Below are 12,482 nucleotides of genomic sequence, written 5' to 3' on the forward strand. Positions count from 1 at the left end.
TACGTGCGTGATCTGCAGAAGGGTGCGGAGTTCTACGAAAAGGTGCTTGGCCTGGAGAGGATATCCGAGCCTTTTAAAGACGGCAGGCACGTCTGGTTCCGGATCGGTGCTCACGATCAGCTCCACGTCGTTTCGGGCGCCACGGAACCAATGACGCACGATGTAAATGTTCATCTCGCCTTCCGAGTTGCGTCGTTCAACGATTTTGTGTCTCACCTCGATCAGATGTCGATCAAGTATAGGAAGAGCATTCGGGATGAGAGCAAAGGGACTTCCGTCCGGCCCGATGGAGTGCATCAGGTGTACTTCCAGGATCCGGATGGGTATTGGATCGAAGTAAATGACGACAGGTTCTAGGGGCACCGCCGTTTATGCCCGAACTGCCGGACGTCGTTACATACATCAACGCACTTGAACCGCTGGTCGTTGGTCAGACTCTCAAGCGAGTGCGACTCACTAGCCCTTTTCTTCTTCGAACCGTACAGCCATCGATTTCGACTGTAGAGGGTCGTGTGGTGCGTGAGCTGCGGCGAATAGGGAAACGCATTGCAATCGGTGTGGAAGGCGATCTCTGGTTGGTTCTGCACCTGATGATCGCCGGTCGGTTGCATTGGCGGCCAGCGGAAGCAAAGCTGGGCGGGCGTCAGAATCTGGCTGCATTCGACTTCCCGAATGGGTCACTGGTGCTGACTGAAGCAGGCGCAAAGCGTCGCGCATCGTTGCATCTCCTGCTTGGTGAGGAAAGCCTACGTTCGATAGATCCGGGAGGAATCGACGTTTTCTCTAGCGATCTCACGTCATTCCGTGCCGCGCTCACCGCAGAAAACCGGACGCTGAAGCGAGCTTTGACTGATCCGCGGGTGCTGAGTGGCATTGGCAATGCATACTCCGATGAGATCCTGTATGCGGCCCAACTGTCACCGATTGCATTGACTCACAATCTCAAGCCGGAGCAGTGGGAGCGTCTCTTCGTTGCAACCAAGAGCACTCTCGAGCACTGGATGAGCATTCTGCAAGCCGAGGCCAAAAATGGCTTTCCCGAAAAGGTCACTGCATTTCGCGAAGGGATGGCGGTTCATGGTCGCTATGGCGAGCCGTGCCCGCGCTGCGGTGAGAAGGTATTGCGCATCCGTTACGCCGACAACGAGACAAACTACTGTGCACGATGCCAGACAGGTGGAAAGGTGCTTGCGGATCGCAGCCTGTCTCGCTTACTCAAAGGGGACTGGCCGCGAACTTTGGACGAGTTGGAGGCACTCAAGCGGAAGTGAAGAGTTGATCCGCTTCATTCTCTGACCGCCTCGCCTGCGGCGCGCAGATTTTCCAGTTTCATTTCAGAATACTTGCGGGAGAGGATTACGCCATCCGCCCCGGCCTTGAGCGCTGCTCGGACCGCGTTGCTCACATCTTCGGGCCGCGTCTTTTTCTCGTTTTCTCCGGTAGGAATGTCGATGTCGATACCCGGCCAAATCTTGACTGAGCTACCAACACCGGCCAGCGCGCGCTTGGTTTCGCGCGAAACGTAATTGGAAGAGAGCCCGCGTTTTGGCAACTCGGGCAGGGCAGATTCCTGATAATTCAGTTCGCGGTAGGTCATGTTCAGGACTTCGTCGGGCGAGAAGTCGGCGAACATCGTGCGGCTCACGTTGCGAATGTATCCAGCGAGCCGCGGACCGCCGCAGTTGTTATACATGACTACTTTCAGGAAGTCGGAGTAATGCCGAAACTCACTGTAGTCCTGCTCTGCGCGATAAAACGGGCTGAAGGAATTGTTGTGCCAGATGTGCCAGCCGACTCCGACTGCCTGTGATCTGTCCTTCGTAGTTTCCTTTGCGAGTTTGTAGATGCTCGCGTAAGTGGTTTGAAGGCCGTCGTTCCAGAGTTTTTCCCATGCCAGAATCTCGGGATACTGTACCAGCAGCCGCCAGTAGGAAACAAAATGACCGTCGGCAGGACGCGATCCGGCCCGACTCGCGCGAACTAGGTCCGCGAGCTTTCTGTAACCCTCAACTGCGCGTTGCACATTGATGCCGCGAGCCTTCGCCTCGGAGCGGCAAAAGTCGCAGAAGCAGGTCACCTCCGCCGGATCACCGTTCGCGCCGCCGTGACTCGTGCCGATCGCGTTCCCGAATGGCCCCTGGCGCTCGCTACCCCACATGATTCCGTCGATCGGATAGCTGCGCACGAAGTCTTCGGTTAGTCCACGCCAGAACGCCTGAACTTCAGGATTGTGGAAACACAATGTGGTTGCCTTGTGTCCCGAAAGCGTCACTTCCTGCAAACGCTCGACACCCTCGAGGTCGCGCCGCAAAACGTCCTCGTACCAGCAGATCGTCTTCATGCCGCGCGCGCGAGCTTCGGGGATGACATCGCCGAGCACATCAAAGTTACCGTAGTCGGTCGCCTGAATGTTCCTGAGCGAAGTATCCCTGTAGTACTGCGGATGCACCCGGGCGAAGTTGCCGCCGCGAAAATCGGTGTCGTACTCCTGCTTGCCGTGGTCGGGCAGCGGCTGGCCCGGAACCTGCCGGCCGGCGATGCCACGTCCGTAGCTGAAGGCGGCGATGAAGAGTGTGTTGATGCCGGCATCATGCTGGAAGCGATCAAGAACTGCTGCTACACCTTCGTCAACAAACGACACCGCCCCAACCTGAATCCCAATCATGCGTGCAGGAGCATCCGTCCAAAAGGGAAATGCTGCGCCTGCCCCAGCCGCTGCAGCCAGTTTGCTGAATTCACGCCGAGTGATGTTGGTCATGATTGCTCCTGGTGTTTTTCCTCGGCCTGACTCAGCCGGGCAATCAGTTTAGGTCAATCGATCTGTTTTCCCGGCAGATGAAACGAGAGCTCGATCTCGCGCAGATGCTTCGGTTCATTTACAGTGGTCTTCGCAAAAACAATGACTACTGCAAAGGCACCGAAGGTTGATCTGGTCGGCGTTGGCCTGAATGCTACCGACATGTTGATTGCGCTCGCTGACCATCCTGCTCCTGGTTCCAAGGTAGAGTTTCGTTCTTCGAGCGTGTTGCCTGGAGGGCAGGTGGCAAGCGCGGTGATAGCCTGTCAGCGCTGGGGCCTTCGCGCTCGATATGTGGGCAAGTTGGGCGATGACATCGCTGCACGGATTCATCGCGAAGAATTTGCGCGTGCGGGTGTAGAGACGCAGATCATCGCGGTGCCCGGTTGTGCAAGCCAACAGGCTGTGATCCTGGTGGACAGTCAGGGCGAGCGCACAGTTCTCTGGCGTCGGGATCAGCAGCTCGGTCTGCGTCCTGAAGAGCTCAATCGGGATTGGATCGTGAATGCACGCGCTCTCCACGTAGACGGTTACGATACAGCGGCGGCTACAGTAGCGGCTGGCTGGGCTCGAGCGGCGGGCATTCCTGTGATCGCCGATTTAGACGATACCTATCCTGATGTAGAAGCGCTGCTGGAAAACATCGACTATGCGATCGTCAGCCGGGACGTTCCGGCGCGGCTGCTCGGCGAGGATGACTTGGAAAAGTCGTTGCCGCTGATGCAGCGGCGCTACGGATGTGCTTTGACCGCGGCGACCCTGGGGCAAGAGGGGGTGCTTGCATGGGATGGCAAGCGCTTCCATTACGCCTGCGCCTATCAGGTCGCCGCCGTGGACACCACCGGAGCTGGCGACACCTTTCATGCTGGATTCATCTACGGCCTTCTTCAAGACTGGCCGCTACCACGCAGGCTCGATTTTGCTTGTGCGGCTGCGGCCTTGAACTGCATTGGCATAGGCGCCAGAGGTGGAATTCAGCCAGTCGAGGTAATTGAGAATTTGATGGCGACAGGGGTGCGATATGAGCCTGTGCTCGATTTGGCTAAGTAGTGGCTACCCTAAAGAACTGTCATCCCGAGGCCAGACTTTGGCCGAAGGATCTCCCGGAAATGTTTCGAATTCGTCGCTCTGTCCTGGCTCTTCGGCCAACGACTTCTTGGCCAAAGTGCCGGGACGCAGCAAACTAGCCTAAGCATTCCGGGAGATCCTTCGGCCAAAGTCTGGCCTCAGGATGACAGTTCGTCATGACGGACCGAGCATGAATCCCCCACATTTTGATCACGACGCCATCGCACGCTTCTGCTGCTGATGCACATCTGGCGTTCTCACATGCTCCGGGCGCGCACCCATACCGATCGCGCGGGCTGGAATGCGTTGTAGTACCGTCCAGCGTTGCATGAGTTTCATAATGGAAGGGACTTCTAGCGGCTTGTCTGCCTCGAGAACTCTGCTGATGATTCGATCCTGCGCAAATATCTGAACTCGCTGCGTGACCCGAGTTGGGAATTCACGCCTGTCTTGTACCAGTTGAAGAAATGGCGTGAGCGATTGCCCAGATGCTAATGGCGATGCAAGGATGTTTGCTGCGGCAACCGCGTCTTGCACTGCGAGGTTGATCCCTACGCCTCCGATGGGAGACATAGCATGGGCTGCATCTCCAATGCATAGAAGCCCCGGCTTGTGCCACTTTTCCAGGCGATCAACTTTCACGGTGAGCAAACTTACGTCGCTCCAGTCTCTTAATTCCGCAACGCGGTTGCGCAAGTAGGGAACAAGCCGTGCGATCTCTTCGCGAAAGTTTTCGACCCCGCGCGCTTTAAGCGGCTCAGCGCTGCCTTTGGGTATCACGAACGCGCACTGCCAATACTCGTCGCGATTGATCATGACCATGATTCGTCCGCGATCGATACGCCCCAGCGACTGTCCAGGATCGCTCTCCTGCCGCGAAAGACGCAGCCATAGAACGTCCATCGGTGCGCCTTTGTCGAGAACCTTGAGTCCAGCCTTTTCGCGCACGGTCGAGTGCCGTCCATCAGTGCCGATCACCAGATCGGAGTGCACGAGCAACTCGCCGCTCGGAGTTTTCGCACGCACACCAGTGACCGCACCATTTTCCTGGAGCAGGTCCACAGCTTCCGTCTGCATACGAAGCTGGAACTCGGGATACGTGCCTCCGCGTTCAGCAAGAAAGTTGAGGAAGTGCCACTGTGGCATGAAAGCGATGAACTTTGCATGTGTAGGGAGATGAGAGAAGTCGGCGACTGAAACGTACGTACCGCCGATCTGTGCACCAAGCCGTGGGAGCTTCTGATGAGGCCGCTGCAGAAAGTCTTCCAGAATGCCGAGTTCGTACATGAGTTCGAGCGTCGAGGGATGCACAGTGTCTCCGCGAAAGTCGCGGAGAAAGTCGGCGTGCTTCTCCAGTACAAGAACCTCAACGCCAGCCCGGGCAAGTAGGAAGCCAGCCATCATGCCGGCCGGTCCACCGCCCACGATGCAGCAACGCACCTTTATCTCTTGCATGGAATTATCTCGTTATTTGGATGATCCGAAGGATACGCCTTGTGCGGAACTTGTTGAGTCTCTGGCAATTTGTGCTGCCTTGAGGTTCAATACTCCCATCGAGGAATCCAGGATGAGACGAATTTCTCTTCTCCTTGCTCTCATTTTTTGTGCAGTTGCGTGGCTGGCAGGTGAATCTCCCGCACCTCGCGCCGTCGAACTCACGGCAGCAGACGGAACTAAACTGCGGGCTACGTATTACTCGGCGGGAAAAGCTGGACCAGGTGTGATGTTGTTTCATCAATGCAATCGCGATCGCAAGATGTGGGAAGAGCTGGCTCCAAATCTGACTAATTTGGGAATCAACGTCCTGACACTCGATTTGCGCGGCTACGGTGAGAGCGAAGGCACGTCAGCATTCAAGCTGTCAGCAGAGGAAAGCCGAAAGATGATCGTGGACACCTGGCCAGCGGACGTCGACAAGGCTTATGCGTATCTGACAGCGCAACCTGAGGTGAAGAAGGAATTAATCGGCGCTGCGGGAGCGAGTTGCGGCGTGAACCAGTCGGTTCAGTTGGCGAGGCGTCATCCGCAAGTGAAGTCCCTCGTGCTGCTCTCCGGAGACACTAACAGGCAGGGTCGCATTTTTCTGCAGAATTCCTCGCAGATTCCTATATTTGGTGCTGCGGCCGACGACGACAATGGCGCAGTTGAGGTCCTGCAGTGGATCGTCGCCTACTCCCGCAATCCTGGGAATCAGTTTTACCGCTATGCGAACGGCGGACACGGGATTGAGATGTTTGCTCCGCACCCGGAGCTAACTACGCTGATCGTAAATTGGTTCGACACCACACTCCTGAAGACTCCCGGACACGCTCCGGTGAACGCAGCGCATTCGGTTCCCAAGCAAAACATCCTGGTGACTATCGATGAACCTGGCGGAGCAGCCAAGGCTTCCGCAATCCTTGCCGACGCGCGCAAGCGTGATCCCAACGCAAGACCGTTCACAGAAGGGATCGTGAACCTGATCGGCTACGAGCATCTGCAGGAGGGCGACAAGAAGGGCGCAATAGAGATCTTCAAGCTGAACACAGTGGCGTATCCAAATTCTCCGAACACGTACGACAGCCTATCGGATGCATATGTTGCCGACGGTCAGTCCGATCAGGCGATCCAGAACGCGGAGAAGGCGCTCAAGGTGCTCGAGTCTGACACTGCCATTCCTGAGGCTCGTCGTAAGGCGATTCGTGAAAGTGCTGAGCAAAAGCTCAAGCAATTGAAATCCGGAAATACGTAGAGCTCACATCAGGATGCGACGATTGGGCGCTCAGCGCACTCAGATGCGAATATGAGTTGTGCCCAATCTAGCCTCTCCCTCTCTCAGTTTGTCGGCTGCCGCCTCCTGGGGCGCGGCTGATTTCAGCGGCGGCCTTGCTACCAAGCGATCAAACGTCTTTGGCGTGGTAGTGGTCGCGCATGGCATTGGCCTGCTCATGATGCTCGCGCTCGCCCTTCTGGTGCGCGAGCCCCTGCCCCCTCGCTCATCTCTATTGTGGGGCCTGGCTGCCGGTTCAGTCGGTGGTGCTGGGCTCGCTTGTCTTTACAAGGCTCTGGCGGTGGGCAAGATGGGATTGACGGCGCCTCTCTCTGCGGTGATTTCCGCGCTGGTTCCAATAATGTTCAGCTTCAGCTCTGCTGGACTGCCGCATGGAGTGCAGTTGTTCGGATTTGGTTTGGCGATTGTAAGCATCTGGCTGATTGCGCAAAGTGGATCTGCCGGAGAAACCGAGGGACTTGGCCTTGCAGTCGCAGCGGGCTTTGGGCTCGGCGGATTCCTGCTATTCATCAAGTTCGCGGGAACGCAGGCAGTGTTCTGGCCGCTGGTTGCAGCGCGCGCTGCGTCATTTCTGCTGATGTGCGGGATTCTCATCGGAGCCCGACCCTCGAATCCATCTCAATCGTGGAAGCCCGCTCCGGGAACCTTCCGCTATGTTTTGTTAGCTGGCATTCTGGACTCCGGAGCCAATGCGCTCTATGTTGCCGCCACGCAGCGCGGACGACTGGACGTGGCCGCGGTGTTGTCGTCGCTATATCCCGCAAGCACGGTGATTCTGGCGCGAATATTTTTGAAGGAGCGTTGGTCGCGAATTCAGACTGCGGGCATGATTGCTGCGCTGGTTGCAGTCGGCATGGTTAGTGCGTAGGTACGATCCGGCGTTTTCCCGTCAACGGGGACTATCGGGCAAGAAAAAAGGCCTGCCTTGCGGCAGGCCAGCAGTTCGCGCAGCCTCCAGGTTGCGTGCTTCCCAATAACGGATTCGAGAGGTCTGAGCACTGTCCGGGTGCTATGCCGTGTGCTTCACCTTGTGCAGATCGCCGTCAGCAAAGGCAGTGTGGGCGGTACAGAGCGTCAAGAGTATGCGAGTCAGTCCGACTTGGCGCAGCTGCATCTCGGAGCAAAGGTCGACCCGGGGCTTAAACTCAAAAGCATGGAACTGCGCGGATCCATTTCGATTCTTTCGCTCTTCGACGTATGTGAAGAGATTCGGCTGAAGGACCTGCCGCCGTTTATCCAGGGCAAGGCGGTCACGCCGAGTTTCAAGCACACCGCGCCGGAGTACGTGCGATTTGAGCGGCCGCCAGTGGTCGAGGCAATCGAGCCGGTTGTAATCCAGAGCGGCGAGCGTTTTGATGCCACCCTGCAGTACTACGATTATGGAGTCATAAGCCTGCTGTTGCGCTTTCCTTTTGCGTGCGACTGGAAGGGACTGCAGGAACTCGCCGCTCGCTGGGTTTCCGGTACTACCTTCGATGAGCTGGCCCGGCGGATTGTCCGGGAGAAAGTTGCGGTGATGCGTCCGGCACTGGTCCGTCCGTATGAGAGCTGGTTGGACGAAGACTATTCCATCTTTCACGTGCTGTCCGATCCCGGAATGGAATCGACTAAGGTGATCGCAAAGCACGGCCAGGAGATTGCACAGATTGTCCGTGGAGAGACTGGCATGCTGTCAGACAGCGAGCGCGCCGAGGTGATGCAGGCGAGCATGTCGTACTATCCGTACGATCTTACAGTCGTCGGTTGGAACGCTGCATTCGTGCTCGACACAGAGCAAGGCGGTGAGGCGACACGGTTGCTGCTCGAGTATGCGAACTCGCAGTTACTGCAGTTTCGCCACTACGACGAGCTGCTCACCCGCGAACTGCGCGAGGTCTATCGTTTTATCCAACGCCGGGCGGGTGTCTTCGCGGGGTGGAGAATGCGTCCGGCGGCAACGCGGCTGCGGACCATCGTGCTGGAAGTTACCGAGCTAACTGAGCGTACGACGGCGGCGCTCAAGTTTGTGGGCGACATGTTTACCGCGCGCCTCTACAAAATGTGCGTCGCAAGGATCGGTGTAAGTGACTTTCAGGCGCTGGTTGCGGACAAGTTAAGAACTGCCGAGGAGCTCTACTCAGTGATGATCGATCAGTTTCAGCAGTCGCGCGGATTCGTGCTCGAACTGATGGTGGTAATTATTTTGATTATTGAATTGGCTTTTGTCTTCCGAGGGAAGTAAGCAATCTAGCTACGAAATGCCCGCTGGTGACGCATAGTGCGGCCTTCCACAAGATGGCAGACCTCCTCGGCCAGGTTCTTGGCGTGGTCCCCGGCGCGCTCGAGCGCTTGTGCCATCAGAAAGATCTCTAAACTAAGAGCAACATCGATCGTCTTCCGGCTTACTTGTCGCGAGTAGATCCGCGTGCGCAACGTGTCCATCTCGCCATCCAACTTGTGAGCAGCTAGTGCGGGTTGGATGTCGCGATTGGCGTTAGCCTCATGAACCAGCGTCAGCATACGCTCGAGAGTGCGGCACATGTCGTGCAGATCGGCGCGGTCTTGCACGGAAAGTTGACTGCCATACGCGCGAGCGCGTCCAACGATCGTGAGCACAAGGTCGCCGATACGTTCCAAATCGAGCACGAACTTCAAGCAGGCAAGCAGTTCTTTCACGCGCTTCGGAGTGGCGGAAGTAAGCTCTCCGGCAATACGCTCGTCAACGTAGCGATCGATCTCGTCCAGCTCCGCTTCGCACTCCTTCACGGTGACGAACGCCAGGGACGATGAATTCGCCAGGCCTTCGGCAACATTCATTACCGCATCGCGCGCCACCAGGCAGGCATGCGAGCCCAGGCGGAGAAGGTCGGGATCGCGGCGTAGGTCGGGCGCAACTGAGGGCTCCGTTCTGGGACGGACAGAAGCCTTGGCCGGCCGGCTCGACGACGTGCCTGTCCTCTTTGGCGTAGCGGGCATTTCCATTCTTGTACAACAGAATCATTACAGCGGCGTGAAAACCCTGGAGCAGCGTACCGCCGATGCCACTGCATAGAGACATGGTTTGCCAAAGATCCAAAAGCCAGAACACGGATGGAACGGATCAAACGGATTGGGCGGATACTGCCAGGTCTGGTGATTGCGTGATCGGGTTGACTGGGTGATTTTCAATCGCGAAATCAAGAGGTCCTGAATTCTGCTCATCCGTTTGATCCGTTCCATCCGTGTTCTGGCTTTTGGACAAGCCTGCAGTTTGCTACCCTAGTTTCTCTACCCTTGAATGGGCTGGAATGCTGCGATCATTTGTGTTTAAACTACCGCTTCAGTGAACCCAAGGGCTGTATTCGATCAGACGCAACTGAGTGGTTTTGCGCTGCTTTTGTGCGCGCTCTCCTTCCCTTTTCTGGCTGTTACGGCCCGAGCCCAGAGTCCTGCGAACAACTCCGATATGGAGCTTGTGAACAAGTTTTTAGACGAGGAAGGCGAGACTCCCGATACCCTGAAGTGCAACGTCAAGCCGTGGCAGCCCTTCCTCGACTTTGCCTTTCGTTTTGAGGCCGGATATATCGTTCGCTGTCCCCTTCGTGAGTTTGCCGGCGCGGGAAATACTGTGGTTGCGTTTGCGCGCGTCACGCCCGAAGGGGGCAATTCGATCGTGCTCGGGGATGCTTATCAGCTCCCGTCAACTGTGGGAGGCACGATCTCTGGTAAGGCGCGCATCGACCAATCAAGAGACGAACTCGATTTCAGCGGGGGTTTTGCCGCAGGCGAGGGGAGTTATCACGTCGAACTTCTGGTCTCAAACCGGGAGGCTACGCGCATGTTCAGGAAGCGTTGGCGTGTCCACATCGAGGCTAAGCATTCCGAGAAGAACGTGCCGATTGCAGTAGCGGACAATGAGGCGGTGCCACTCAGCTTCCTGCCCTGGAACGGCACCTTCGATGCGACTGGATCTGGTCTGCGTCTCACCGTCCTGCTCGACGCGGCTCCCGTGAACCCATCTTCACAAAAAATGCGTGCCTGGGACCGGTCATTTCTGCTGAGCGCGCTCTCATCCGTGATGTCGCAAATCAATTGCCAGTCGGTACGACTGATCGCGTTCAATATGGATCAGCAGAAGGAGATCTTTCGCAAAGAACGGTTTGACGAGGCTGGATTCGGCGAGTTATCTGCTGCCATCCGGAATCTCGAGTTGGGAATGGTCTCGTTTCAGGTCTTGGAGCGTACGCAGGGCCACGCCAGCCTGCTTTCGCATCTCGCCAGTCAGGAGATCACTCACTCTGAACCTTCCGATGCGGTCATCCTGCTTGGACCGCACACACGCTTTTTAGATAAGCCTCCACAGGAGTTCCTGACGAAGCGCGGTGGGAAGGGCCCTCAGTTCTTTTATCTGGAGTACATGCCAAGGTGGCTGCTAGGCCGCGAGTTCCCTGACGTGGTCGAGTATGTAACCAAAGCTCTGGACGGAACAAACTTCAAAATCCACTCACCTGCCGAGCTTGCACGTGCTGTCCAGAAAATTACTGAGCAGGTAAAGCATGACCCAAAGCAGGCCGGAGCCGGGGGCCAGTAAGCCTAGATGAACGCAGCAGACTTTCGTCGGATAGCACTAAGCCTGGAAGGTGCGGAAGAGGGCTCGCACATGGGGGCTGCGGATTTTCGTGTTGGTGGCAGAATCTTCGCGACGCTTGCATCGCAAAAGCAAGGTTACGGCAACCTGATGCTCACGCCGGAACAACAGGCGGCGTTCGTCCAAGAGCTGCCTGAAATGTTCGTGCCGATTGCGGGTGGGTGGGGAAGAATGGGAATGACTCACATCCGACTGTCTGTGGCGAATGAGGACGTGCTGCGCGGAGCGTTGCACACCGCGTGGAACTTGCGTGTGGAGAAGAATACAAAGGTGAGTGGAAAGAAAAGGTCGTCTGTGAAACGGAAGCGCGCGGCCACTACTCGGAGCACGAAACGTCGCTAACAGCCTTCGGTCAGAACTATTGATGTTGTGGCACAGCCGCCCTCGGCTGTGGCTCCGCCGAAAATGAGTTTCTAGAGAATGCTTTGGGTCAACAGTTCTTCTTGCGAGTCTTGATAGACTCTTTCGCGCTAGGGCGCCTTCTAGCTAGTCTTAGCCTTGGGCAGAGCCACAGCCGAGGGCGGCTGTGCCACAAGATTTCAGATCGTCACTACGAGCGCTGCGCCTTTGTCGGAGAAACCCGCACGAGGGCGCGCGTCGGTCCTGTTTTCTTTGATTATCTCCGCGAGCACGCTTTGACTGTGCTCTTCCCCCACTTAAAGGTCCGGAATGGGTCGGTGACGATTACGCGAGTACGCACGCCATCGATCACCGCAGGCACAGCTACAGACTTGCCCTGCTCCACGAAGACGACGACGGCGGATTCGCCCGGGCTGTCGCTGCTGGCGCCTACGCCGACTCCGATAATCGCAGGGTTCGTCATCAGCTCCTCAGCATGTTGCTGTTTAGCGCTGCGGGCACGAGTAATCTCCGAGTCCGCCAGGGGAGCGGCGATCTGCGCTTGCCGCGCCTGCAAAGAAGTTGATTGAGGGCTCTGCACAACCTTAGTGCGAACTCCATCAACTTGTGCCGGAATGGGAAGCCGCGCCTGGCTGCGCAGAGTAATTACGACTGCAGACTCGTCGGGATTGTCCTCACTGCGTCCAACCTCCACGCGATCGACCGCCGGGTCCTGCATGAGTTCAAACATGCGGTGATTGCGCGCGAGCGTTGCGCGCACAACTTCGCTTTGCCGCAGTCCGGTTTTCGACTGCGGTCCGGGAATCCCACCTTGTGCTTGCGATCCTGCAGGGCATGAGACTGGATGATCGGGGCCGCCGACAACTTGCGGAGCTACGCTA

At 57.0% G+C, this 12,482-nt stretch carries 12 protein-coding genes; 8 read left to right on the forward strand and 4 right to left on the reverse strand.

Annotated features, from left to right (window positions below):
• On the forward strand, positions 1-357 hold a 357-nt coding region (locus tag VNX88_18090; protein ID HWY70583.1), incomplete at its 5' end, for a VOC family protein.
• 14 nt (positions 358-371) lie between these two features.
• Positions 372-1,271, forward strand: a complete 900-nt coding sequence (locus VNX88_18095; protein ID HWY70584.1) for a DNA-formamidopyrimidine glycosylase family protein — start codon at positions 372-374, stop codon at positions 1,269-1,271.
• Between the two features lie 14 nt (positions 1,272-1,285).
• Here VNX88_18095 and VNX88_18100 read toward each other — a convergent pair whose 3' ends face one another.
• Entirely contained in the window at positions 1,286-2,758 is a 1,473-nt protein-coding gene (locus VNX88_18100) for a hypothetical protein (GenBank protein HWY70585.1), read from the reverse strand.
• 141 nt (positions 2,759-2,899) lie between these two features.
• Here VNX88_18100 and VNX88_18105 point away from each other — a divergent pair, with 141 nt between their 5' ends.
• Positions 2,900-3,847 (forward strand): PfkB family carbohydrate kinase, encoded by a 948-nt coding sequence (locus tag VNX88_18105; GenBank protein HWY70586.1) that lies wholly within the window; start codon positions 2,900-2,902, stop codon positions 3,845-3,847.
• A 228-nt stretch (positions 3,848-4,075) separates the two neighbouring features.
• On the opposite strand, the gene VNX88_18110 is transcribed toward VNX88_18105, so the two are convergent.
• Positions 4,076-5,320, reverse strand: coding sequence for an FAD-dependent oxidoreductase (locus VNX88_18110; protein HWY70587.1), 1,245 nt, complete (start codon positions 5,318-5,320; stop codon positions 4,076-4,078).
• Between the two features lie 112 nt (positions 5,321-5,432).
• Between VNX88_18110 and VNX88_18115 the strand changes: the two genes are divergently transcribed.
• The 3 genes from VNX88_18115 to VNX88_18125 all read left to right on the forward strand — a co-directional run bounded on the left by VNX88_18115 (position 5,433) and on the right by VNX88_18125 (position 8,856).
• Complete coding sequence (locus VNX88_18115) at positions 5,433-6,596, forward strand: alpha/beta fold hydrolase (protein HWY70588.1); 1,164 nt, start codon at positions 5,433-5,435, stop codon at positions 6,594-6,596.
• Positions 6,597-6,654: 58 nt separating this feature from the next.
• The gene (locus tag VNX88_18120; protein HWY70589.1) at positions 6,655-7,503 is read left to right on the forward strand and encodes an EamA family transporter; all 849 of its coding nucleotides are present in this window, start codon (positions 6,655-6,657) and stop codon (positions 7,501-7,503) included.
• A gap of 150 nt (positions 7,504-7,653) precedes the next feature.
• The gene (locus VNX88_18125) at positions 7,654-8,856 is read left to right on the forward strand and encodes a hypothetical protein (GenBank protein ID HWY70590.1); all 1,203 of its coding nucleotides are present in this window, start codon (positions 7,654-7,656) and stop codon (positions 8,854-8,856) included.
• Positions 8,857-8,861: 5 nt separating this feature from the next.
• On the opposite strand, the gene VNX88_18130 is transcribed toward VNX88_18125, so the two are convergent.
• Positions 8,862-9,590: a PhoU domain-containing protein gene (locus VNX88_18130; GenBank protein HWY70591.1), complete on the reverse strand. Its 729-nt coding sequence runs from the start codon at positions 9,588-9,590 to the stop codon at positions 8,862-8,864.
• A gap of 478 nt (positions 9,591-10,068) precedes the next feature.
• On the opposite strand from VNX88_18130, the gene VNX88_18135 reads away from it, so the two are divergent.
• Positions 10,069-11,184 carry a hypothetical protein gene (locus VNX88_18135; protein HWY70592.1) on the forward strand — a complete coding sequence of 372 codons (1,116 nt, stop codon included), beginning with the start codon at positions 10,069-10,071 and terminating at the stop codon, positions 11,182-11,184.
• A 6-nt stretch (positions 11,185-11,190) separates the two neighbouring features.
• On the forward strand, positions 11,191-11,583 hold the full coding sequence (locus VNX88_18140) for an MmcQ/YjbR family DNA-binding protein (GenBank protein HWY70593.1): 393 nt from the start codon (positions 11,191-11,193) through the stop codon (positions 11,581-11,583).
• 274 nt (positions 11,584-11,857) lie between these two features.
• On the opposite strand, the gene VNX88_18145 is transcribed toward VNX88_18140, so the two are convergent.
• Positions 11,858-12,482 (reverse strand): hypothetical protein (locus tag VNX88_18145; protein ID HWY70594.1); only part of this gene is annotated, 625 nt, incomplete at its 5' end.

The sequence above is a fragment of the Terriglobales bacterium genome, from assembly GCA_035567895.1.
Lineage (GTDB): Bacteria > Acidobacteriota > Terriglobia > Terriglobales > Acidobacteriaceae > Gp1-AA112.